General features: G+C 63.4%; 22 protein-coding genes and 1 pseudogene. 17 read left to right on the forward strand and 6 right to left on the reverse strand.

Features of this window, described 5'->3' with window-relative positions; all coding sequences use genetic code 11:
- Positions 1–104: 104 nt before the first annotated feature.
- The 6 genes from fabF to LU688_RS08955 are packed head-to-tail and all read left to right on the forward strand — an operon-like array spanning position 105 to position 5767.
- Positions 105–1349, forward strand: a complete 1245-nt coding sequence (gene fabF, locus LU688_RS08930) for a beta-ketoacyl-ACP synthase II (protein WP_094010647.1) — start codon at positions 105–107, stop codon at positions 1347–1349.
- Positions 1349–2164 carry an aminodeoxychorismate lyase gene (gene pabC / locus LU688_RS08935; protein ID WP_232887987.1) on the forward strand — a complete coding sequence of 272 codons (816 nt, stop codon included), beginning with the start codon at positions 1349–1351 and terminating at the stop codon, positions 2162–2164. Before fabF ends, pabC begins: the two co-directional genes overlap by 1 nt.
- Before the next feature lie 3 nt (positions 2165–2167).
- The gene (gene mltG / locus LU688_RS08940) at positions 2168–3343 is read left to right on the forward strand and encodes an endolytic transglycosylase MltG (protein ID WP_104444238.1); all 1176 of its coding nucleotides are present in this window, start codon (positions 2168–2170) and stop codon (positions 3341–3343) included.
- Positions 3340–3972, forward strand: coding sequence for a dTMP kinase (gene tmk / locus LU688_RS08945; RefSeq protein WP_094010644.1), 633 nt, complete (start codon positions 3340–3342; stop codon positions 3970–3972). Before mltG ends, tmk begins: the two co-directional genes overlap by 4 nt.
- A complete protein-coding gene (locus LU688_RS08950; RefSeq protein ID WP_160291070.1) occupies positions 3965–4951 on the forward strand; it encodes a DNA polymerase III subunit delta' in 987 nt (328 codons plus the stop codon). Before tmk ends, LU688_RS08950 begins: the two co-directional genes overlap by 8 nt.
- A gap of 33 nt (positions 4952–4984) precedes the next feature.
- Complete coding sequence (locus LU688_RS08955) at positions 4985–5767, forward strand: TatD family hydrolase (protein WP_094010642.1); 783 nt, start codon at positions 4985–4987, stop codon at positions 5765–5767.
- 339 nt (positions 5768–6106) lie between these two features.
- On the opposite strand, the pseudogene LU688_RS08960 reads toward LU688_RS08955, so the two are convergent.
- Positions 6107–6435: pseudogene (locus tag LU688_RS08960) on the reverse strand (aminotransferase class V-fold PLP-dependent enzyme); the annotation flags it as partial.
- 160 nt (positions 6436–6595) lie between these two features.
- Between LU688_RS08960 and LU688_RS08965 the strand changes: the two are divergent.
- The 8 genes from LU688_RS08965 to LU688_RS09000 all read left to right on the forward strand — a co-directional run bounded on the left by LU688_RS08965 (position 6596) and on the right by LU688_RS09000 (position 12595).
- Positions 6596–7231 carry a TetR/AcrR family transcriptional regulator gene (locus LU688_RS08965; protein WP_023630645.1) on the forward strand — a complete coding sequence of 212 codons (636 nt, stop codon included), beginning with the start codon at positions 6596–6598 and terminating at the stop codon, positions 7229–7231.
- A 129-nt stretch (positions 7232–7360) separates the two neighbouring features.
- Entirely contained in the window at positions 7361–8329 is a 969-nt protein-coding gene (locus LU688_RS08970) for a GTP 3',8-cyclase MoaA (protein WP_094010641.1), read from the forward strand.
- A 66-nt stretch (positions 8330–8395) separates the two neighbouring features.
- Positions 8396–9001 carry a DUF4823 domain-containing protein gene (locus LU688_RS08975; protein WP_104444235.1) on the forward strand — a complete coding sequence of 202 codons (606 nt, stop codon included), beginning with the start codon at positions 8396–8398 and terminating at the stop codon, positions 8999–9001.
- A gap of 11 nt (positions 9002–9012) precedes the next feature.
- The gene (locus LU688_RS08980; protein WP_094010640.1) at positions 9013–9573 is read left to right on the forward strand and encodes a DUF1285 domain-containing protein; all 561 of its coding nucleotides are present in this window, start codon (positions 9013–9015) and stop codon (positions 9571–9573) included.
- A 106-nt stretch (positions 9574–9679) separates the two neighbouring features.
- Positions 9680–10093 (forward strand): GFA family protein, encoded by a 414-nt coding sequence (locus LU688_RS08985; RefSeq protein ID WP_094010639.1) that lies wholly within the window; start codon positions 9680–9682, stop codon positions 10091–10093.
- Between the two features lie 74 nt (positions 10094–10167).
- Positions 10168–10506, forward strand: coding sequence for an FKBP-type peptidyl-prolyl cis-trans isomerase (locus tag LU688_RS08990; protein WP_023629100.1), 339 nt, complete (start codon positions 10168–10170; stop codon positions 10504–10506).
- Between the two features lie 190 nt (positions 10507–10696).
- Positions 10697–11359, forward strand: a complete 663-nt coding sequence (locus LU688_RS08995; protein ID WP_094010638.1) for a histidine phosphatase family protein — start codon at positions 10697–10699, stop codon at positions 11357–11359.
- Between the two features lie 45 nt (positions 11360–11404).
- The gene (locus LU688_RS09000; RefSeq protein WP_094010637.1) at positions 11405–12595 is read left to right on the forward strand and encodes a D-amino acid dehydrogenase; all 1191 of its coding nucleotides are present in this window, start codon (positions 11405–11407) and stop codon (positions 12593–12595) included.
- A 101-nt stretch (positions 12596–12696) separates the two neighbouring features.
- On the opposite strand, the gene LU688_RS09005 is transcribed toward LU688_RS09000, so the two are convergent.
- The 5 genes from LU688_RS09005 to LU688_RS09025 form a co-directional block, all read right to left on the reverse strand.
- Positions 12697–13425, reverse strand: a complete 729-nt coding sequence (locus LU688_RS09005) for an aspartate/glutamate racemase family protein (protein ID WP_023631315.1) — start codon at positions 13423–13425, stop codon at positions 12697–12699.
- A gap of 17 nt (positions 13426–13442) precedes the next feature.
- On the reverse strand, positions 13443–14978 hold the full coding sequence (locus LU688_RS09010; RefSeq protein WP_094010636.1) for an NCS1 family nucleobase:cation symporter-1: 1536 nt from the start codon (positions 14976–14978) through the stop codon (positions 13443–13445).
- A gap of 466 nt (positions 14979–15444) precedes the next feature.
- Positions 15445–15906, reverse strand: a complete 462-nt coding sequence (locus LU688_RS09015) for a toxin-activating lysine-acyltransferase (protein ID WP_094010635.1) — start codon at positions 15904–15906, stop codon at positions 15445–15447.
- 4 nt (positions 15907–15910) lie between these two features.
- On the reverse strand, positions 15911–17632 hold the full coding sequence (locus LU688_RS09020; protein WP_094010634.1) for a hypothetical protein: 1722 nt from the start codon (positions 17630–17632) through the stop codon (positions 15911–15913).
- A 156-nt stretch (positions 17633–17788) separates the two neighbouring features.
- Complete coding sequence (locus LU688_RS09025; RefSeq protein WP_094010633.1) at positions 17789–17992, reverse strand: response regulator transcription factor; 204 nt, start codon at positions 17990–17992, stop codon at positions 17789–17791.
- Between the two features lie 243 nt (positions 17993–18235).
- Here LU688_RS09025 and LU688_RS09030 point away from each other — a divergent pair, with 243 nt between their 5' ends.
- From LU688_RS09030 to LU688_RS09040, 3 genes are read left to right on the forward strand one after another with little or no spacing between them, the layout of a single operon-like run.
- The gene (locus tag LU688_RS09030; RefSeq protein ID WP_177182891.1) at positions 18236–19489 is read left to right on the forward strand and encodes an HlyD family secretion protein; all 1254 of its coding nucleotides are present in this window, start codon (positions 18236–18238) and stop codon (positions 19487–19489) included.
- A 10-nt stretch (positions 19490–19499) separates the two neighbouring features.
- Positions 19500–21653, forward strand: coding sequence for a peptidase domain-containing ABC transporter (locus LU688_RS09035; protein WP_094010632.1), 2154 nt, complete (start codon positions 19500–19502; stop codon positions 21651–21653).
- Positions 21650–23062 carry a TolC family protein gene (locus LU688_RS09040; protein ID WP_094010631.1) on the forward strand — a complete coding sequence of 471 codons (1413 nt, stop codon included), beginning with the start codon at positions 21650–21652 and terminating at the stop codon, positions 23060–23062. The genes LU688_RS09035 and LU688_RS09040 overlap by 4 nt, the downstream gene beginning before the upstream one ends.
- Positions 23063–23377: the final 315 nt, after the last annotated feature.

A 23377-nucleotide genomic window follows, 5' to 3' on the forward strand; every position in this document is an offset into this window, starting at 1 on the left:
GCGTGCGGTTTTTTCTTTGCGAGAGCCGGGGTTTGCTGCCATTCCATTCGCCATGGCAAGTGCACTGGCAAGAGACTCTGTTATTTGGAAATGAGGAGAGTACTGTGTCGCGTAGACGCGTCGTGGTCACTGGTATGGGTATGCTGTCGCCACTGGGTACCGATGTACCGAGCACCTGGCAGGGCATTCTGGCTGGCCGCAGTGGCATTGGTCCGATCGAACATACGGATCTGTCTGCCTACTCCACCCGTTTTGGCGGCTCGGTGAAGGGCTTCGAGGTCGGGCAGTATCTTGATCAGAAAGAAGCCCGCAAGCTGGACCTGTTTATTCAGTACGGCCTGGCGGCCGGTTTCCAGGCGGTGCGCAATGCCGGGCTGGAAGTCACCGATGCCAACCGTGAACGCATCGGCGTGGCCATGGGCTCGGGTATCGGTGGTCTGACCAACATCGAAGAAACCAGCAAGATCTTGCACGAGAAGGGGCCGCGTCGTATCTCACCGTTCTTCGTGCCAGGCTCGATCATCAACATGATCTCGGGTTTCCTGTCGATTCACCTGGGTGCGCAGGGGCCGAATTACGCCATTGCCACCGCCTGCACCACCGGTACCCACTGCATCGGCATGGCCGCGCGTAATATCGCCTACGGTGAAGCCGACGTGATGATCGCCGGTGGCGCCGAGATGGCCGCCTGCGGCCTGGGCATGGGCGGTTTCGGTGCCTCCCGGGCACTGTCCACCCGCAACGATGAGCCGACCCGCGCCAGCCGTCCCTGGGACAAGGGCCGTGACGGCTTTGTGCTGTCCGATGGCGCCGGCGCCCTGGTGCTCGAAGAGCTTGAGCACGCCAAGGCCCGCGGCGCGACCATCTACGCCGAGCTGGTCGGTTTCGGCATGAGCGGTGACGCCTACCATATGACCTCGCCACCCGATTCCGGCGAAGGCGCCGCCCGTTGCATGGCCAACGCCCTGCGCGATGCCGGTATCCAGCCGCAAGAGGTCAGCTATATCAACGCCCACGGCACCTCGACGCCGGCTGGCGACGTGGCTGAAGTGGCTGCGATCAAGCGGGTGTTCGGCGAGCATGCCTACAAGTTGGCGGTGAGCTCTACGAAGTCGATGACTGGCCACCTGCTCGGCGCCGCCGGTGCGGTGGAGGCGATCTTCAGTGTCCTGGCGATCAACAGCCAGACGGCGCCGCCGACCATCAACCTGGATGAGCCGGACGAAGGCTGCGACCTGGACTTCGTGCCGCACCAGGCGCGTAGCATGCCGATCGACGTGGTGCTGTCCAACTCCTTCGGCTTTGGCGGGACCAACGGTTCGCTGGTGTTCCGCCGGTTCGCCGGCTGATGCTCAGCTGGATCGATGGCCAGGACGCGGCTGCGGTCAATCTGCAGAACCGTGGCCTGGCCTACGGCGATGGCCTGTTCGAGACCATCGCCGTGCGCGGCGGCAGGCCCAGCCTGCTCGCGCAGCATCTCGACCGCCTGGCGCTGGGATGCCAGCGCCTGGCGATCGAAGCCGACCTGACGCTGGTTCGCAATGAACTGTTGCAATTCGCCCGGCAACTGGGCGAAGGCGTCGCCAAGCTGATCCTGACCCGTGGCGACAGCCAGCGCGGCTATGCCCCGCTGGCCGGCGCGCAGGCACGGCGTATCCTGCAAGGCGGCCCCTTGCCGGCCTACCCGGCGCAGCATGCCGAGGTCGGCGTGCGGCTGTTCCCCTGTGAGACGCGTCTTGCGGAACAACCGCTGCTGGCCGGGCTCAAACACCTCAACCGCCTCGAGCAGGTGCTGGCCCGTGCCGAATGGAAGGACAGCGCGTTTGCCGAAGGTTTGATGCGTGACGGCCATGGGCGGTTGATCGAAGGGGTGTACAGCAACCTGTTCCTGGTGCGTGACGGTGCATTGTTCACCGCCGACCTGAGCCGTTGCGGCGTGGCCGGGGTGATGCGCGCGGCATTGCTGGAACAGGCTGCGCTGCTGGGTATCCCTACGCAGGTGCGGGACTTGCCGATGGCGGCGCTGGAGCAAGCCGACGAGGTATTCGTCTGCAACAGTGTCTACGGCATCTGGCCCGTGCGTGAATTCGCCGCGCTGAACTGGCCGGCAGGGCCGCTCACCCGTAAACTGCAGGCCGTTGCCCGTACGTTACTGGATACCTGATTCGTGAGACGCAAATTCCTGCTGCTGCTGGAAATGAGCTTGATCCTCGCCGGCCTGGCACTGGGCTGGGCCGCCTGGAAAGTCAACTCGGTCCTGGAGCAGCCGCTGCAAGTGGCCCAGGAGCGCATGCTCGATGTGCCCAATGGCACGACGCCAAACCGCATGTTCTATCGGATGCAGGGCGAAGGCCTGCTTGATGACCCTCTGTGGCTGCGCCTGTACTGGCGTTTCAACATGGCCGGCACGGCATTGCATACAGGTGAATATCGCCTGACCCCGGGCATGACCGTGGGGCAGTTGTTCGACGCCTGGAAGCGTGGCGATGTGGTGCAGTACAACCTCACCTTGGTCGAGGGCTGGACCTTCCGCCAGGTGCGTGCCGCGGTGGCGAAACATGAAAAGCTCAAGCACACCCTCGAAGGCCTGTCCGATACCGAGGTGATGGACAAGCTTGGTCATACCGGCGTGTTCCCCGAGGGCCGTTTCTTCCCTGATACCTATCGCTTCGTGCGCGGCATGAGCGATGTCGAGCTGTTGCAGCAGGCCTACATGCGCCTGGACGAAGTGCTGGCCAAGGAATGGGCCGAGCGCAGCACCGACCTGCCGTATCGCGACCCGTACCAGGCGCTGATCATGGCCTCGCTGGTGGAGAAGGAAACCGGCATTCCCCAGGAACGCGGGCAGATCGCCGGGGTGTTCGTGCGGCGCATGCGCCTGGGCATGATGCTGCAGACCGACCCTACCGTGATCTACGGCATGGGCGAGCGCTACAACGGCAAGATCACCCGCGCCGACCTGCGTGAGCCGACGCCCTACAACACCTACACCATGACCGGCCTGCCGCCGACGCCGATCGCCATGGTCGGGCGCGAGGCAATCCATGCCGCGCTGAACCCAAGTGATGGCTCGAGCTTGTACTTCGTCGCCCGTGGCGACGGCAGCCATGTGTTCTCCGATGACCTGGACGATCACAACAGCGCGGTGCGTGAGTTCCAGATCAAGCGGCGGGCGGATTATCGTTCGAGCCCTGCGCCGCAGGCCGAACCGACAACGCCCGAACCGCAGACGACTCCTGAAGCGGCCCCTGCGCCCGCACCTGAAAGCGACGCGCCGGCCCCCACCGATGAATCCGCGCCGGCTGATACGTCGGTGCCAGAAGACCCTAAGGAACGCTCGTGAGCGGTTTGTTTATCACCCTGGAAGGCCCCGAAGGCGCGGGCAAGAGCACCAATCGTGAGTATCTGGCAGCGCGCCTGCGCGAGCAGGGCGCCGATGTGGTCATGACCCGCGAGCCCGGAGGCACGCCGTTGGCCGAGCGCATCCGTGAACTGCTGCTGGCGCCGAGCGAGGAGCGCATGGCGGTCGACACCGAGCTGCTGCTGATGTTCGCCGCTCGCGCCCAGCACCTGGCCGAAGTGATCCGCCCGGCGCTGACCCGTGGTGCCGTGGTGCTGTGCGATCGGTTCACCGACGCCACCTACGCCTACCAGGGCGGCGGCCGCGGTCTTTCGGTAGAGCGTATCGCCATCCTGGAGAGTTTTGTGCAGGGCGAGCTGCGCCCGGATCTCACCCTGGTCTTCGACCTGCCCGTGGAGGTCGGCCTGGCCCGCGCGGCAGCCCGTGGCCGGCTGGATCGCTTCGAGCAGGAGGGCCAGGCCTTCTTCGAGGCGGTGCGCCAGGCCTACCTGCAGCGCGCAGGCCAGCAGCCACAGCGCTATCGCCTGCTGGACGCCGCGCAGCCCTTGAGCGCGGTGCAACAGGCCATCGACGCCCTGGTGCCGGGCATCCTGGAGCGTTGCCGTGGCTGAGGCCTACCCTTGGCAGCAGGCTCTCTGGCAGCAACTGGCCGGGCGTGCCCAGCACGCCCACGCCTACCTGCTGCACGGCCCCCAGGGCATCGGCAAGCGGGCCCTGGCCGAGCGCCTGATGGCGCGGCTGTTGTGCCAGCAGCCACAGGGCCTGGAAGCCTGCGGCCAGTGCAAGTCGTGCCTGTTGCTCAAGGCCGGCAGCCACCCGGACAACTTCGTGCTGGAGCCGGAGGAGGCCGACAAGCCGATCAAGATCGACCAGGTCCGCGAACTGGTGTCGTTCGTGGTGCAGACCGCCCAGCAGGGTGGGCGCAAGGTGGTGCTGATCGAGCCGGTGGAGGCGATGAACATCAATGCCTCCAACGCCTTGCTCAAAAGCCTGGAGGAGCCCTCCGGCGATACCGTGCTGTTGCTGGTCAGCCATCAGCCCAGCCGCCTGCTGCCGACCATCAAGAGTCGCTGCCAGCAGGTCGCCTGCCCGCAGCCAAGCCTGGCGCAGAGTCGTGCCTGGCTGGCTGGGGCGCTCGAAGGCAGCGATGAGCAGGAGCGCGAAGAGTTGCTGACCCTGGCCGCGGGTTCGCCACTGATGGCGGTCAGCTTGCAGGCCCAGGGCGTGCTTGAGCAGCGGGCGCTGGTTACCGAAGGGGTGAAGAAGTTGCTCAAGCAGCAGCAGTCGCCTACCCAGCTGGCCGAAGCCTGGAACACGGTGCCCCTGTTGCTGCTGTTCGACTGGTTCTGCGACTGGTCGCACTTGATCCTGCGTTATCAGTTGACCCAGGACGAAGAGGGTTTAGGTTTGCCTGACATGCGCAAGGTGTTGCAGTACCTGGCGCAGAAGAGCCGGCAGGCCAAGGTGCTCGAGGTCCAGGCGTGGATTCTCGAGCAGCGCCAGAAGGTGCTGGGCAAGGCCAACCTCAATCGTGTACTGCTGCTCGAAGCGTTGCTCGCCCACTGGGTGCAGCTGCCAGGCATGCGTTGATTTCCACCGTTTCCTAATGTGTGTCGTGTTCCCATGCTCGTAGATTCCCATTGCCACCTCGACCGTCTCGATCTCAGTGCCCACCAGGGTTCCCTCGACACCGCCCTGCAGGCGGCCCGCGAGCGTGGGGTAGGGCATTTCCTGTGCATCGGCGTCAGTGCCGAGAATGCCGGTGCGGTCAAGGCGTTGAGCGAGCGTTACGCCGATGTCGACTGCTCGGTGGGCGTGCACCCGCTCGACCTGGCGCCCGGTGAGACCCCGGCCCTGGAGTGGCTGTTGCGTGAACTGGCCCATCCGCATGTGGTGGCCATTGGCGAAACGGGCCTGGACTACCACTATGAGCCGGAAGCCGCCGAGTTGCAGCAGGCTTCGTTCCGCCTGCACCTGGAAGCCTCCCGGCAGACCGGCAAGCCGGTCATCGTGCACACCCGTGCGGCCCGCGAGGACACCCTGGCGCTGCTGCGCGAGGCCGGCCTGCCCCAGGCCGGCGTGCTGCATTGCTTCACCGAGGACTGGCCGATGGCCAAGGCCGCGCTGGACCTGGGTTACTACATCTCGTTGTCCGGCATTGTCACGTTCCGCAATGCCGATGCCCTGCGTGAGGTGGCCCGGCAGGTGCCGGTGGATCGCCTGCTGGTGGAGACCGACTCGCCGTACCTGGCGCCGATTCCGCATCGCGGCAAGCCGAACCTGCCGCAGTACGTGCGGGAAGTGGCCGAGTACGTGGCGTCGTTGCGTGGGGTGAGCTATGAGCAGTTGGCCGAGCAGACCACCGAGAACTTCAAGCGCTTGTTCCCACTGGCGCGGGTGGCCTGAAGATTTCACCCCCCAAAAAAGCTTGAGGCCCGGATAAAAAAAACCCGGGTTCTGGGGGGGGGAATCCGGGTTAAGACCATTAGGAGTAAAACAAAGGTACACGGTCCCTGGGCACCTTTATCGGCGCGCCACTTGGGGGGGATGTGCCGCGCCAACACTTCAAGTATTGGCCAGGATTGGCGCGCTGCCAGCGGCTGTTGATCGTTTTTTAAACAGATTTGGAATACGTTCGCAGCCCCTTGCGCGATCAATGCATTGACAATTGGCGAACCTGGCGCAGTACTTCGTCGATCAGGCGCTGGCTGGTATAGAAATGTGGGGAAAACCGCACGCTAGGACCAGCAGCGACAGGCTCGCCTCCAGCGTGCAGGCGCCGAGCATGTTCGGGCATGTCGCATGCCAAGCGTCGCGCGCTGCGTGCCGGTAGCCACTCGCGGCGCTCGAAGTTGCCGAGGTGGTCCAGCATATGCCAGCCGTAGGCGTGCAGTTTCAACTGCCTGCGCAGTTCGCCACGGCAAAGGAACACGCCCAGCCCCCTCTGGGCCGAGCATCCACTTGTGGCCGTCGGCCATGGCGAAGTCGCACTGATAACGCTCTACATTGAAGGGCAGGGCGCCCGCCTGCTGGACCGCGTGTATGCACAGTAGAACGCCGCGCTGGCGGCAGGCGGCCCGCCGTGGCCAGGGGCCGATTGCCGCGTAGTTCAGGTAACACAGGCCCGGCGCCTGCTCGAACTCATCAAGAAACACAGACATGGTTGGAAGATCCGTGCATTTTGCCGCCAGTTAGGCATAATAATCCGCTTCGATTGTCATCCCAGTCCTTCTTATGCAGAAAGAACCTCGCAAGGTCCGTGAGTTTCGCCGTCGCGAACAAGAGATCCTCGACACGGCGCTCAAGCTGTTTCTCGAACAAGGTGAAGACAGCGTCACCGTCGAGATGATCGCCGACGCCGTGGGCATCGGCAAAGGCACGATCTACAAGCACTTCAAGTCCAAGGCGGAGATCTACCTGCGCCTGATGCTCGACTATGAGCGCGACCTGAACGCGCTGCTGCACTCGGCTGACGTCGACCGCGACAAGGAAGCCCTGTCGCGCGCCTACTTCGAGTTCCGCATGCGTGACCCACAGCGTTACCGGCTGTTCGACCGCCTGGAAGAAAAGGTGGTCAAGGGCAACCAGGTGCCGGAAATGGTCGAGCAGTTGCACAGCATCCGTGCCTCCAACTTCGACCGCCTCACGCAATTGATCAAGGGGCGCATCAGCGAGGGCAAGCTCGAGGACGTGCCGCCTTACTTCCATTATTGCGCGGCCTGGGCCCTGGTCCATGGCGCCGTGGCGCTGTATCACTCGCCGTTCTGGAGCAACGTGCTCGAGGACCAGGAGGGCTTCTTCCAGTTCCTCATGGACATCGGCGTGCGCATGGGCAACAAGCGCAAGCGCGACCCGGAAGGCGCGAACTAAAGGTGTTCCCCCGATGCCTGTCGACCTTCGCCAGGCATCCTCGCTTCAAGGCTTCGACAGGAAGGCTTGCAAAAACCTGATTTTTGAGTCAGGTTTTGCCGGCCCGATTCATCCATGCCGGAGTCATCCATGATCGTCGATCGTCAAGGCAGGCGCTTTCGCAACCTGCGCGTCAGCCTGACTGCTGCCTGCAACTATGCCTGCACCTACTGCGTGCCTGACGGCAAGCGCCTGGTGGCGGCGCAGGACGAGCTCACGGCGGATGCCCTGGCCCGCGGCGTGGCGTACCTGGTCGAGGCGGCCGGGGTGGAGCGGCTGCGCATTACTGGTGGCGAGCCGCTGGTGAGCCCGCGCCTGGAGGCCTTCCTCGGCGCGGTGGCCGGGTTGGGGCTCGAAGACATCAGCCTGACCACCAACGGCCAGTTGCTCGCCCGCAAGCTACCGCTGCTGCGCGACGCAGGTATCCGCCGGCTCAACGTCTCGCTCGACACCTTCGATGCCACGGCCTTTCGCCGCATCGCCCGCGGCGGCGACCTGGCCAGCGTGCTGGCGGGCATGGCCCAGGCCAGTGACGCGGGGATGGCGATCAAGGTCAACATGGTGCCCATGCGCGGGCAGAATCTCGACCAGGTGCTGCCGCTGCTCGACTACTGCCTCGAGCGCGGCTACGAGCTGCGTTTCATCGAGCTGATGCGCATGGGCCACCTGGCGCGTGATGGCAACGCCTTCCTGCAGCAGTTCGTAGGCCTGGAACAACTGCTGGCGCTGATCGGGCAGTCCCATGCCTATGAACAGGCGCCACGCCCGCTGGATGCCACGGCCTTGCGCTATAGCATTCCCGGCAAAGGTCATTTCGGGGTGATCGCCAACGAGAGCGTGCCATTCTGCCGCAGTTGTTCGCGCCTGCGCCTGTCGTCCACCGGCTGGCTGCATGGTTGCCTGTCGTCGAGTAACCGTCATTTTGTCGGTGACCTGCTCGACAAGCCCCGTCATCAAGCGCTTCCTGCATTGCAGCGGCTACTGGTGAAGGCCCTGGCAGACAAGCAGGAGGTGGCATTTTCCGGCGATGTGATGGTGATGAAAGTGATCGGCGGCTGACTCTGGCGCAAAAGCTGCATCCTGCGGCTATTCGCCGGTTTTTCGTCACCGGTTTCTGGAGGAAAGATGCGTAGCCTGGTCTTGCTGCTGGCGCTGATGGCGTTGGGCGGCTGCATGAATGTCAGCGATATGGGCGAGGGCGTCCGTTACCACATGAGTGATGCGGGCCTGCTGGATCACAGCGACACCACCCGTACCCTGTCGATCCGCTTGCAGCCCGATTCGTTCATCTTCATCGGCCAGGGCGCCTTCGTGCCACCGGGCAAGGGGCCGGTACCACGGCAGAACGCAGTGGCCGAGGAGGCCTTCAAGAGTTTCGTCGAGTACTTCCCGCTGGTGCGCCGTGCCCAAGGCCCCCTGGGGCTTGAAGACGCGATCGCCGCAGCCCGTTCGGTCGGCGCCGATTACGTGCTGTACACCCGTTTCGCCCGCACCGACGACCGTATCGGCAACGGTGACGAATGGTATGACGAGCAGGCCGTCGACCGCCTGGGCTGGGACCGTGGCGTGGTACAGATGATGCTGATCGAGACCAGCACCCGTTATCTGATAGACACGGCCAGGATCAAGAGTCGCGGCGGTTTGTTGACGTTCCACGATAATACGCCACAGGATTTGCTTGCCGCGCCAATGCGCGAGTACGCTCGTAGCCTCCTGGGCATGAGCAACTGAGCGAGCGAGTCATGAGCGATTCCGGCAAGGCCAGCGATCTGCTGGCGCAGATCCCCGCGCACAAGGGGCTACCCCCGGTGCACCTGTGGAACCCGGATTTCTGCGGCGACATCGACATGCGTATCGCGCGTGACGGTACCTGGTACTACCTGGGCACACCGATCGGCCGCAAGCCGATGGTGCGGCTGTTCTCCAGCATCATTCGCCGCGATGGCGACGACTACTTCCTGGTCACGCCGGTGGAGAAGGTCGGTATCACGGTGGATGATGCGCCGTTTGTGGCTGTGTTGCTCGACGTGCAGGGCAGTGGCGAGCAGCAGGTATTGCGCTTCACCAGCAACGTCGAGGAGCAGGTCGAGGCCGGGCCGGAGCATCCGCTGCGGGTCGAGCTCGATCCGGTCACCCAAGAGCCTTCGCCCTATGTGCTGATGCGCGGCAATCTCGAAGCGCTGGTCCATCGCAACGTGTTCTACCAGCTGGTCGAACTGGCGGTGCCGCGCGAGATCGACGGGGAGGAGTGGCTTGGGGTTTGGAGCCGAGGCACGTTCTATCCGATTGGGCGTGCTGCCTGACGATGGCTTTTCGGGGCCGCCCAGCCCCATCGACACGCGTTCTTGCTCTTGACCGGCCGGACCCTATACTCCAAGTCCCCGAGAACAACAGCAAGGAGCCTGGGCCATGTCACTGGAAAAGCAAGGCAGTTGCCTCTGCGGCAAAACCCGACTGAGTGTCAAACTCGAGGATAACCATGTCAGCGCTTGCCATTGCAGCATGTGCCGCAAATGGACCGGCGGCCCGCTACTGGCAGTGCAATGCACCGAGCCCCCAGCCATCGAAGGCCCGACCCCCATCGCCTATGACTCTTCTCCCTGGGCCCAGCGCGGCTTCTGCGGCCATTGCGGCACGCATCTGTTCTACCGCCTGAAAGAGAGCGACATGTACGTCGTACCGGTCGGCCTGCTTGATGGCGAGGGTGACTGGCGCTTTACCGAGCAGATATTCGTCGACGAACAGCCCGCCTGGTATTGCTTCAAGAACGAAACCAGCAACCTCACCGGTCAACAGGTCTTCGATCAGTTCGCCCCCACCTGACACGGCTCGTCTTGCCAAACCTGCGCATTCCTGAGAAAACGGCGGCCACGAAAAATCGTTTCGAGGAACCTGCCATGAGCAGTGAACTGCAAGTCATCGATCTACAGGAAGGCGACGGCAAGGCCGTGGTCAAGGGTGCGCTGATCACCACCCAGTACCGCGGCACCCTGGCCGACGGCAGCGAGTTCGATTCCTCATGGGCGCGTGGCAAGCCGTTCCAGTGCGTCATCGGTACCGGGCGGGTGATCAAGGGCTGGGACCAGGGCCTGATGGGCATGCGCGTGGGTGGCAAGCGCAAGCTGCAGGTACCGGCGCACCTGGGTTATGGCGAACGCTCGGTCGGTGCGATTCCGCCGAATTCGGACCTTACCTTCGAGATCGAATTGCTGGAAGTGCTGACCCGCGACGACTGAACCGCGCGCAATAATTCAGCAACACCGATGCGCTAAGGTACTGATTGTCCAGGGAAGGTATGTGCAGTCAGGGAGGAACCAAACGGGCCGTAGGCACTCTGAGCCTCACTCGCTGCCAAGGATGGCGATCACGACAGGGACATGTGGCGGGGCAACCCGATATCCAGTGCCGCATAGAGTCCGCCCTGTTATGAAGCTGCCAGCCTTCCTTCGCCGTCGCCGCCACCTGTTGTTGAGCCTGACGCTTGTTGCCGCCGCCGTGCCGCTGGCCCTGGATGTGGTCGAGAGCCGGGCGCAGCCGGTCGACGGGACCCAGACCCTGGTATTCCTGCGCCACGCCGAGAAACCCGGCGAGGGCCTCGGGCAGTTGAACTGCCAGGGTCTGAACCGCGCCCTGGACCTGGCCACCCTGTTGCCCGAGCGTTTCGGCGATGCCGACTACGTCTTCGCCGCCAACCCTTCACGAGGTGTCGAGGAGGGCAGCCAGGACGAGCGCTACAGCTACATCCGTCCGCTGATGACCATCAGCCCCGCCGCAATCCGCCTCGGTTTACCGGTCAATATCGACTACGGCGCCAATGATACAGCCGCGCTGGCCGACGAACTGCTCAGTGACAAGTATCGCAATGCGACGGTCTACACGGCCTGGTCCCGGGGGTATCTGCCCGAGCTGATCAACACCGTGGCCGGCAAGGCCCTGGGCGAAGACCGGGTGCTCACCGAGGACTGGCATCGCGACGATTTCGACTCCCTGTACGTGCTGACGCTGGCCTGGCGCGATGGCAAGGCGACCCTGCTCAGCCGTAACGTGCGTCAGGGCCTGGATAACGGCGAGCCTGGCTGCCCGACCTGACCTGCTGTTACTGTCTGGCTTTCTGGGCTGGGCAGGGATGTGCCGATGGAGCGGGTAACGGTGATCGGTGGCGGCGTGGTCGGGCTGGCCACGGCCTATGCACTGGTGCGCGAAGGCTGGCAGGTCGACCTGGTCGAAGCCCGCGATACTCTGGCCAGCGCGACTAGCTTCGCCAATGGTGGGCAGTTGTCATATCGCTACGTGGCGCCGCTGGCTGATGCCGGGGTGCCATGGCAAGCGCTGGGCTGGCTGTTGCGCGGCGATTCGCCGCTACGTCTTCGGCTACGTTTGGATACCGCGCAGTGGCGCTGGCTGGCGGCCTTCGTCATGGCCTGCCGTACCCGGGTCAATCGGCGCAATGCCGCCCAGTTGCTGGATCTGGCCTTGCAAAGCCAGGCCGTACTCGCCCGCTGGCGTGAAGAGGACGGCCTCGATGGCTTCGCCTGGCGACGCAATGGCAAGCTGGTCGCGTTTCGAACCCAGCGCGCATTCGAGCACGGTCGCCAACACCTGCTGGACCCCGACACGCAACGGGTCCTCAATGCCGCCGATCTGCGCGGGCTCGACCCGGCGCTTGGCGAAGCCCCTTTCGTGGGCGGCGTGTTCACGGCAGACGAGGAGGTCGCCGACTGTCACCGCTTCTGCCTGCGCCTGGCCGAGCGCCTGCAGGCCTCAGGGCAGTGCCGGTTGCTGTTGGGGCGGCCGGTGACCCGGCTGATAGCGCGCGATGATCGCGTGGCCGCGCTGGAGTTGGGCGGTGAGCAGCTGGAGGTGCAGCGCCTGGTGCTCAGCGCCGGGCACCGTAGCGCCGGATTGGCCTTGCCCGGCTTGCAACTGCCGGTCTACCCACTGAAGGGCTACAGCCTGACCGCGCCGGTCGGTGCCACGCACCGCGCGCCCGAGGTGAGCATCACCGACTACGAACGCAAGATTGTCTATGCCCGATTGGACGATCAACTGCGGGTGGCGGCGATGGTGGACATCGTCGGTTATGACGAGGCGGTGGACGCCGGCAGGCTCGCGAGCATGCGCCGGCTGGCGCGCGAGACCCTGCCGCGGGCCGCTGATTATGGGCAGGCGGTGGAGTGGGCGGGGATGCGGCCGGCGACGCCGACCGGGGTGCCGATCATCGAGGCCACGCGGTATCGCAACCTGTGGCTGAACCTGGGGCATGGCGCGCTGGGGTTCACCTTGGCGTCTGGCAGTGGCGAGCGGCTGGCGAGGCTGTTGCGCTGACGAAGCTGACCCTATCGCCGGCAAGCCGGCTCCCACAAGGGCTGCAGTGTCTTGTGGGAGCCGGCTTGCCGGCGATAGGGCCTAAGCAGGCGCCGAGTCTTTCAGCGCCCGAAGCGCATCGGCCAGCCCACCACCTTCTTCGCCCTCGGCGTGGCATAGGTACGCACCTTGGAGGTGCTCAACCCCAACCTCACCAGTGACTCGGCAATGGTCACCGCCGCGCTCACGCCGTCCACCACCGGCACCCCGGTGCGCTGGCGAATCTGCTCGTCGAGCCCGGCCATGCCGCCGCATCCCAGGCAGATCACCTCGGCCTTGTCCTCGCGCACGGCGCGTTCGGCCTGCTCGACGATGGCTTCCACCGCACGCCGTGGATCGGCTTCCAGCTCCAGCACCGCGAGGCCGCTGGCGCGCACCGAGGCGCATCGTTCGTACAGCCCGGACAGTTTCAGGCGGTCCTCGATCAACGGCACGGTGCGGTCCAGCGTGGTCACCACCGAATAGGCGTGGCCCAGGTACATGGCCGTGCTGGCGGCGGCATCGGTGATGTCCACCACCGGCACATCCAGCAGCTCCTGCAGGCCTTCGCGGCCATGCTCGCCATAGCCGGCCTGGATCACGGCATCGAAGGGCTGGTCGTAGGCCAGCACCCGGTCCATCACCGCGATGGCGGCCAGATAGCTTTCGAAATTGCCTTCCACCGACTCGGCGCCGAACCACGGGGTCAGGCCGACGATCTCGGTACCGGGCGCGGCCACGCTGCGCGCTTGCTCGGCAATGGCTTCGGTGATGGCGGCGGTGGTGTTGACGTTGGCGATCAGAATACGCATGACGGATCTCCCTGAATTCAGTGGCTGCTGTGGTCGACGGCGATGCATTCGCCGCTGACATCGAGGTATTGGCGGTGGCGTGGCGCAATCAGCAGGTAGACGGCGGCGGCGATACCGGCACCGATCAGCCAGGAGAACGGCGCGATACCGTGGAAGTTGGGTACCAGGGCCAGGACGATGGCCAGCAGCGCGGCCGGGATAAACGCGGCCACGGCGCGCAGGTTGATGCCGCGGGTGTAGTGGTAGGCGCCGGCGGGATTCTCGCTGTACAGCTCGGGCACGTTGATACGGCCCTTACGCAGCAGCCAGTAGTCGGCCATGATCACGCCGTACAGCGGGCCGAGCAGGGCGCCCAGGCCCGAGAGGAAGTACACGATCACCAGCGGGCTGTTGTACAGGTTCCAGGGCAGGATCAGCACCGCCAGGGTGGCGCTGATCAGCCCGGCGCGGCGGAAGTTCAGGTGTCGCGGCGCCAGGTTGCTGAGCACGAAGGCCGGGGCAACGAAGTTGGCCATGATGTTCACCGCCACGGTGACGATCAGGAAGGCCAGGCAACCGAGCACCAGGAACGCGGTGTTGGGGATGCTGGCGACGATCTGCGTCGGGCTGTCGATGATCTGGCCGTTGATCTGGAACTGTGCGCCGCACAGCACCACGGTGATCGCCGCGAACACCAGGATGTTTACCGGCAGGCCCCAGAAGTTGCCGACGCGGATGGTCTTGCGGCATGGCGAGCTGCGGGCGAAGTCGCAGAAGTTGAGCACCAGGGTGCCGTAGATCGCCAGCCACAGCGCGCCGCCGGCAAAGATGTTGCGCCACATCTCGTAGCCGCTCAGGGGCTCGGCCACCGACCAGGCGATGCGCGCATCGGCCTTGAAGTACATGAACACGGCAAGGCTGGCCACGGTGAGCAGGATCACCGGTCCGGCGAACGCCTCGTAGCGGCGCACCATTTCCATGCCGTAGGCGAGGATCACCAGCTGCACCAGCCAGATCGCCACGAAGCACACCCAGCCCAGGCTCGACAGGCCGAGGATGCTGTCGTGATCGAAGGCCGCAACCTGCGGCCACACCGCCGTCAGCAGCACACGCAGCACCACCGAGGCCAGGTAGGTCTGGATGCCGAACCAGGCGATGGCGATCACCGCGCGGATCAGCGCCGGGATCTGCGCGCCGTGGATACCAAAGGCGATACGGCTGATTACCGGGAACGGCACGCCGGTCTTCTGCCCCATGTAGCCGGACAGGTTCATGAAGAAGTACACCAGCGCCGCGCCGATCGCCAGCGACAGCAGGATCTGCCAGCCGCCCAGGCCCAGGGCGAACAGCCCCATGGCGAAAGAGTAGTTGGCGATGTTGTGCACATCGTTGGTCCACAGCGCGAAGATGCTGTAGCCGCCCCAGCGGCGGCCCTCAAGTTTGGTCGGGGCGAGGTCGCGGTTGTGCAGGCGTGGGCTCAGTTCGAGGTCGGCCGGGTGGCCTTCGAGGCTGGTGGTCGAGGGTTGGGTGCTGGCAACGGAAAGTTCAGGGGCAAGGGGGAGGCTGCTACTCATTCCGGCGGCTCCTGATGCGCGTGACTGCGATGAGCGGGCGCTGGCGCACGGGCTCGCCATCTCGTCGGTGCAGGCGTTGGCATCACTGGGTTCTGGGCGCAACGGTCGCCGACGGGGCGACGCTGCGGGTTCTTGTGTATTTATGTTTTGTTGAATTTGTATACAAAACACGAACACACAAAAGCCAGTTCCATGCCAGAGGGAATCGGAGTGCGGTGTAGCTTTTATTTCGAAATGATCTAGTTGGTAGGTAAGTTAATGAAAGTAGTCGATTATAAACTGACCAAATGAACAGGTTTAAATTTTATGATGTTGAATTAGTTGATCATTTGGTCAAATTTTACAACGATTGATGTGTAACTTATTGGGGCGTTACCTTGTGAAAGTGCACACAAAAATGGCACCAATGGTGACGTTTGTGTGTACAACTATTTATGCGAGTGGATCCTTTTTCCGGCCAGGACATTCATGTCCTGCAGCTTCCAACGCGCCGGATCGAATAGTCAGCGCGTCTGCGTGCCCAGGAAATCTGGCTGACGCCGGCTTCGCGCAAATGCTTCCGGAACATGGCAAGCGCTTCCTTGACAGCGCCGCCAGGGAAGCAGAAATCGATCACCCAGGCCCGTCCCCCCTCATTCCACTCGCTGGGGTGCAACAGGAAATTCGGGTCCTGCACAAAGCGTTGTTCGGTATCGGGCGCCAGGTGCGCCCAGATGAGAAAACCTCGGGGGGTAGATGACGAATCGAAGAGCATGATGATCTGTGCGTGCTCGATAGCGGGTGCGAGCCAGTAGTACAACGTGCGTATCTGGAAGCTTGAAGAGCGTCGGCAGCAGGCCATGACCATGGCCGCATGGCCCAACATCGCCGCCTTGTCATTGAGCTTGGTATCCCGGCAGTTGGTCTGCAGGTTGTAATGTCTGGTCATCTTTTCACCTCGCGAGGCCAGGGTAGAAGTTCAATGCTTGTCTGATTTCTTCATCGCCATCGGCCTCGGCCAGCAGCGCCTCCAGGGTCAGCGCTTGTGTAGCGCGCCCGGTTAAGGTGAAGCGGCCGGTTTCAGGGTTGAAGCTGATGGTCAGCGTGGTAGTTGACCAGAACGGCAGGGCGTCCGGCTGTTCATGGCCGAGGTTGAAGCGAGCCGCCAGCAGCGCGTGGTCTTGCAAGGCATGCAGGGCCGCTCTTCGGTCACCGTCCGGTTTCTCGTCGAGGGCATCGATCTGGCTTTGCAGCTCATGCAGCACGCGGTGGCTGCGGTTCAGCCGCGTGGCATTGATCAGCAGGGCGAGGTGCAAGTGCCGGCGGTCGATGCCGTGATCGCCAGCCGCCTGTGCAACCCTGTCAAACAGCTGACCGTAACTTGAGCGCAGTTGAGCGTCCAGGGTGGTATTGCTCGCCAGCCAGGCTGGGCCGGCTGCTGCAGTGTCCTGGTCCAGGCTGGTCAATAGGGCGTGAAAGAGCGCTCCACTCCAGCGTTCATATCCGTCCCAACCTACTGCGTCGGCTATGCAGGTGACCGTGAACTGGTCAAGTTCCAGAGCACGGTGCAGTGCCGTGGCAAAGGCGGTGAACTCCGGGGCATTTTCCACCGCGCGCAACAACCAGAGCGGGAACCCGGCCTGAGCCACCTGATACAGGTGCAGGTAGTGGTTGTAGCGTTGGGTAAAGTGCTCCGCAGTGGTTTGCCAAAGGCATAGCGAAACGTCGCCTGTCACGACCGCATATTTGCCCAGGTAGTAACACAGGCTTTGCAGGCTTTGCACGGCGGGCAGGTATTCGGTATTGAAGCGGTCGATGCTGGAGCGGTCGTGTATAGCGTCGTCAGTGAAAAGGCAAATACCGCTGAGGTCCAGCCAGCCGCCTGTAAGTGAAACATTGGATGCGCTGACATTGAAATGGATGATGTGCTTTGCCCGCGCAGCCGCGAATTGCTCGGCATAGCGGTCGGCCAGTTCAACAAGGCCACTTTGCAGGCGTCGTTCGAGTGCGGGCATCTGGGCGGTCGAGCCTGGTGCCGCGGGGAGGAATTCGACAAGTCGGTGAATGGCCTGTTTTACCCGCAGCGCATCCTCGCCCAAACCATCCAGGCGCTTCTGTCTGAAATAAACGGACCTGATGAAATGCGCGGGGCGCACAACCGGCTGACGCACGAGAAGGCCGCGTTTCAACGCCCCTTTCCACGTGTCATAGGTCAGGCCGGTGTCGAGGATGGCCACGGTGCGCGTCGCCCCGAAAGGCAGCACCGACTCGATGATCTCTGCCCAGATCGATTCATAGAGCGCGGTGGTCAGCGACAGGTTGCCATCCCCGTGGCCCGCGTCGACATCATGACCGACCAGGGCATTGGCCCCCAGCCCCTTGAGTTGCCAGGTGCCATCGAACCCGCAGCGCGCGCCACCGCCGTTGCTGAGAATACCGTCGCCGCCATAGCGTTCAGCCATGAAGGTCTTGCGCGGTGCGCTGTCGCACCGCGGCACGGCCTCGGGCTTGATCAAGTAACTGTAAGAAGCGAGTACGTCATCCGAAGTCTGTTGTTGGCACAGCGACTCGTTGAGATAAACAACTTCACAGCCTTCGATAAGTACGGCGTCGAAAGGGACGAATACTTCGTGCAGCTCATTGAGTTGAGCCGCTTTATTGTCTGGGGCGTTCATCGGGAAAGCGTAGTTTCGACAGTGGTGGGCAGGTGGCTGCCGAAGTGGCCAGTCAGCGTATCGAACTGGCGGGGCAGTGACTGTTTATACCTCACGATCATGCCAAAGTGCCACCCTACAGGTGTAGGATGGCCTGAACTTCAAGAGTGTGGATAATCAAGCATTGTGCGCAGGAACTTTAGACGCATTGATGAGAATCGCCAGTTCAATACGGCTGCTGATATTCAATTTCTTGAATACCGAAGACAAATGGTCTCTGACGGTGTGCTGGCTGATACCCAATTGTTGCCCGATTTCCTTGTTGGTCAATCCTTTTGATAAGCAATGAATGACGTCATGTTCTCGTTCCGTGATGTTCAACGCATGTTCCCTTAGTGTTGCAGTTGCCGACTGTCAGGCGGCGGATGGTAAAAATCGAGTGGCTGTATGTGCTGTCCTGCTCATGGTGGGGTGGGACGAACGGTCAGGTCAAAAATTTAGTGCGCAGGCCCATTTCTTATCGGCCACCGAGGGCGACCTCTTGACGCGATTGGCCCTGTGGGGTTGAGCCGGGAGCATGACGCCCGGCCAAAAAAGGATGACTGCGTGACAGGTAAGGCCCCCTTGTTTCGACACGAAGCGCTGGCCGCGCGACAGACCAACTGGCTGGGTGACATCGTGCTGGTCCGGCCCGTTTCGTTCACGGTGATGACACTCGTGGCGTTGTTGCTCGCGGCGATGGTCGTGAGTTTTTTCTTCTACGGCAGCTATACCCGGCGCAGCACAGTCCCGGGTCAACTGGTGCCGTCATCCGGGCAGTTGAAAATACACGCACCGCAGTACGGTGTCGTGCTGGAGCGTTTCGTCGAAGAGGGTCAGCTGGTAGAGCAAGGGGCTCGGTTGTTGCTGATTTCCAGTGAGCGCTCGGTCGACTCGGGGCCTGTCCAGGCAGAGGTCAGCGATCAGCTCCAGCGCCAGCGTCATTCCTTGGAGGAAGAGCTGCGCAAGCAGCAGCAACTGCAAGTCGAAGCGCGGCTGAGCCTGGACAGCAAATTGCAAAGCCTGACTCAGGAGCTGGACACGCTGGCCCAGCAAATCGCCAGCCAGCAGCGGCTTGTGCAACTGGCCAGCAATGCGGTGGAGCGTTACCAGGGCCTCATGGACAAGGGCTACATCTCCATGGACCAGTTGCAGCAGCGGCAGGCCGAGCTTCTTGGTCAGCGCCGGAGCCTGCAGGGGTTGGTGCGCGAGTCCACGGTGCTCAAGCAGCAGTTGGTCGAGCGCCAGCACGAACGGGCCGGGCTGGCCGCGTTACACGGCAATCAGCTGGCCAGCATCGGCCGCTCCCTGTCGTCGGTGCAGCAGGCGCTGATCGAGAGCGAAGCCAAGCGCTCACTGGTCATCACGGCGCCGCAGGAAGGCGTGGCCACTTCCATCCTGGCCGAGCCGGGGCAGGTCGTGGACAGTTCGCGATCGTTGATGAGCCTGGTGCCGGCGGATGCCAACCTGCAAGCCGAGTTGTATGCCCCCAGCAAGGCCATAGGCTTTATCCGGGCGGGTGATGCCGTGTTGCTGCGTTACCAGGCCTACCCCTACCAAAAGTTCGGCCAGCACCATGGCCAGGTGATTTCCGTGTCCAGAACGACGCTTTCGGCCGCCGAGCTTGCCAATGTGGTCGGGACCGTGCCGGGCCTGGGTGGCAACGGCGAACAGATCTATCGCATCCGCGTGGGGATCGAGCAGCAGTCGGTGCTCGCTTACGGTGAATCCCGGCCCTTGCAGGCCGGCATGCTGGTCGAGGCGGATGTCCTGCAGGAGACCCGGCGACTCTACGAGTGGGTACTCGAACCGCTCTACAGTCTGACCGGCAAGCTCTAGGAATGCATGCATGAACTACATCGACGCCATCACCCCGACGCTGGGGCGCCGCCTGCCGTTGATCCTGCAGACCGAGGCCACCGAGTGCGGGCTCGCCTGCCTGGCCATGATCGCTGGCCTGCACGGCCACCATACGACGCTGATGGAGCTGCGCCGGCAGTTCAGTGTTTCGCTCAAAGGCATCACCCTTAGGCAGCTGATGCAGACTGCGCAGCGCCTCGACCTGGGCACCCGAGCGGTAAGGCTGGAGCTCAGCGAGCTGAACAAGCTCAAGCTGCCCTGTGTGCTGCACTGGAACTTCAACCATTTCGTGGTGCTCAAGGCTGTCAACGGGCAGCGCCTGACCCTGCATGATCCCGCGCAGGGGGTGCGGCAACTGAGCCTGGCCCAGGCCAGCGAATGTTTCACCGGCGTTGCGTTGGAGGTCTGGCCCGAGCCGGGCTTCGAAGCGCAGGCTGCCAAGCCTCGGCTCGGCCTGACGAGAATGCTCGGCCGCGTCAGCGGGCTGTACCGCGGCCTGGTCCAGGTGTTGCTGTTGGCGCTGGCGCTGGAGGTGTTTTCGCTGGTCAGCCCGTTCCTGTTGCAATGGACCCTCGACAATGTGCTGGTCACCCAGGACCGCGACTTGCTGAGCACGCTGATGATCGGCTTCGGCCTGTTGCTGCTGATGCAGCAATTGGTCAGCGCCACGCGGGCCTGGGTGATGATGCACATGAGCACCTTGCTGAGCGTGCAATGGCGGGCGAACGTCTTCAGCCACCTGTTGCGCCTGCCGATCCAGTACTTCGAGAAACGCCACCTGGGTGATGTGGTGTCTCGCTTCGGGGCTGTCGATCAAATCCAGCATACGCTGACCGCCGCGTTCTTCTCGGCGATTCTCGATGGCCTGATGACCATCGCGACCCTGGCCCTGATGTTCCTCTACAGCCCGCTGCTGGCGATGATCGCGGTACTGGCCATGGTGGCCTATATCGGCGTGCGCTGGGCGTGGTATGGCCCGCTGCGCCGTGCCAGCGAGGAGCAGATCGTGCATGCGGCCCGCCAGCAGAGCCACTTTCTGGAAACCCTGCGCGGCATACGCACGCTCAAGCTGTTCCAGCGGCAAGGCGAAAGGCGTTCCACCTGGCTGGGGCTGCTGGTCGCGCAGATCAACGCGGGGTTGCGCACGCAGAAACTGCAGTTGCTCTATACCCAGCTCAATGCGTTGATCTTCGGCCTGGAAAACCTCTGCACCATTGGCTTTGGCGCTGCGCTGGTGATGGACAACCACTTCACCGTTGGCGTGTTGATGGCGTTCGTGGCGTACAAGAGCCAGTTCGTCAGCCGTGTGGCGAGCCTGGTAGACCACCTGTTCGACTTGCATATGCTGTGTTTGCAGGGCGAGCGTCTGGCTGACATCGTCCTGCAACCGCCCGAGGAGCAGCGCGATGCGTCCCAGCCGGTGAACTGGCCAGCCGGGCGGATGAGCATCGAAGTCCACAACCTCAGCTACCGCTACTCCGAGCATGAGCCGCTGGTGCTCGATGGCATCGACCTGCGCATTGCTCCCGGAGAGTCCGTGGCCATCACCGGGGCCTCCGGATGTGGCAAAAGTACCCTGGTGAACGTGCTGCTGGGGGTATTGCCGCCTACCAGCGGGCAGATACGCATGGCAGGGCATGAACTGCGCCAGCTGGATCTGGAGTCCTGGCGCGGGCGGATCGGCACGGTGATGCAGGACGACTGCCTGTTCGCCGGCTCGCTCGCGGACAACATCACGTTCTTCGAAACCAGCCCCGACCTGGAATGGGCCATGGAATGCGCGCGCATGGCCGCCATCGATGCCGATATCGCGGCCATGCCGATGGGCTACAACACACTGGTGGGCGACATGGGCACGGTGCTGTCGGGCGGGCAGAAACAACGTGTGCTGCTGGCCAGGGCACTGTACCGGCGGCCGGACATTCTCATTCTCGACGAGGCCACCAGTCATCTCGATGTGGCCAGCGAGCAGTGTGTCAATGCGGCGGTGCGTGCACTCGATGTGACGCGAATCATTGTTGCCCACCGTGCCGAGACGATCGCCTCCGCAGATCGGGTAGTGCGTCTCGAGGCGGGGCGGGTGGTGCTTGATCAGCGGGTGGCGAGCGTGTCGTCGGACCTGGACGAAGCTGTCACGCCATGAGTGCAGGAGTTTTCAATCGTTGCCTGCTGGTGCTTGTGTGCATATGGGCGCCCTGTGCCGCTGCACTGGACGTGTTCTCGACCGCCGACGCCGTGGCGCCTGCCGCCGTGCTCCAAGGCTCAGGCCTGGGTGCGGCCTGCGTGGATGGGGCGCTACCGGAGGTGCTCAGCCTGGAGGTCATGGTCGAGCGGGTGTTGTGCCACGACCCCCAGGCCCGGCAGGCCTGGGCGCAGGCCAAGGCTCAGGCGGCGCAGGTCGGGGTTGCGCAGGCGGCGTACCTGCCCAGGCTGGATGCCACAGCCACCTACAGCCGTGGGCGCAACGACAGCCATTATGAAGCGGTGGACGCCTCGGTTCAGGGGCGCCAACGTCGGCTCGACCATCGTCTGGGCCTGAGCTGGGTGCTGTTCGATTCCGGCCGGCGTGAAGCCGACCTGCGCAATGCGCGGCAGTTGCTGGTGGCGGCCAATGCCAATCAGGATGAGCGTTTGCAGGAGGCTTTTGTGCAGGCAGCCAGCCTGTACTACGACACCTTGGCCGCTCAGGACAGGCAGCGGGCCGCCGAGCAGGTTGCTGCGCTGGCCGCGGAAAACCTCAAGGATGCCAGCGCCAAGTTCGACGCCGGCGCCGCCGCGCTGAGCGACCGCCTCCAGGCGCAGACCGCTTACTCGCAGGCCAGCCTGAATCTGGTCCGCGGCCAGGGGGCGGTGCGCGATGCCAAAGGCCAGATCGCCTTGCGCATGGGGCTGGCTCCGCAGGCGCGGCTGATGCTGGCGCAAACGCTGACACGGCGGCCGGATACCGCTTTCGTCAAAGGCCTGGATGCACTGCTCGAGCAGGCGGGCAACGACCACCCTGCGTTGATCGCCGCCAAGGCGAAACTGGAGGCGGCAAAGGCAGCCGTTGCCGAACGCGAGGCTGCCGGCCGCCCATCGCTGTCGTTGATTGCCTCGCTGTCGGATGTGAAGACCCATCAAGCCATGGATTACAACGGCGATAGTCATATCCGTGACAACAGCGTTGGTCTTCAGGTCAGCATCCCGCTGTTCGAAGGGTTCGGGCGCACCTATCAGGTTCGGGGTGCCCGGGCCAGGGTGCAGGCCCAGGAAGCAGAACTGGCCGATGCACGGCAGCGAGTGGCGCTGGAGCTGTGGGCCAGTTACCAGGCCCTGGGTATCGAGACCCAGGCGCTGGACAGAACCGCCGAGTGGGTCGAGCAGGCAATGCTCGCCCTGAGCGTGGTCCAGGGCCGTTATCGCTCTGGAGTGGGCAGCATGATCGAGCTGCTCAATGCTTCTTCCGCCTATGCAATGGCGGAGCAGGAGCATATTGCTGCATTGAATGGTTGGCACCGTGCGCGATTGCGTCTGGCGGCGAGCTTGGGGCGCTTGGGGTTCTGGGCGCTTTGATCGCTGCTGTACGACAAGTGGATTCGCGCGTGTACCAAAGGGTAAATGCCAAACGTTTTTCCATGAAATCATAGGGAGTTGTAACAATGCGAGATATCACAGCAGAAGAGCTCGAGATGGTGGCTGGCGCTTTTGGTCCGGTTGGGGCTGTAGGCGGGGCAGTGGCTGGAGTTGCTACCTATCTGGGTAACCAAACCGGTGGTGGAAGTATCAATGCAGCTGACCTGGCGATAGCGGCAGGGGTTGGCGCGCTGGTGGGAGCTGCCACCGGACCTGTAGGTATTGGCGGTATTGCCACGGGGACGGCACTGGGCT

The organism is Pseudomonas soli (genome assembly GCF_021283165.2).
Taxonomy (GTDB): domain Bacteria; phylum Pseudomonadota; class Gammaproteobacteria; order Pseudomonadales; family Pseudomonadaceae; genus Aquipseudomonas; species Aquipseudomonas soli.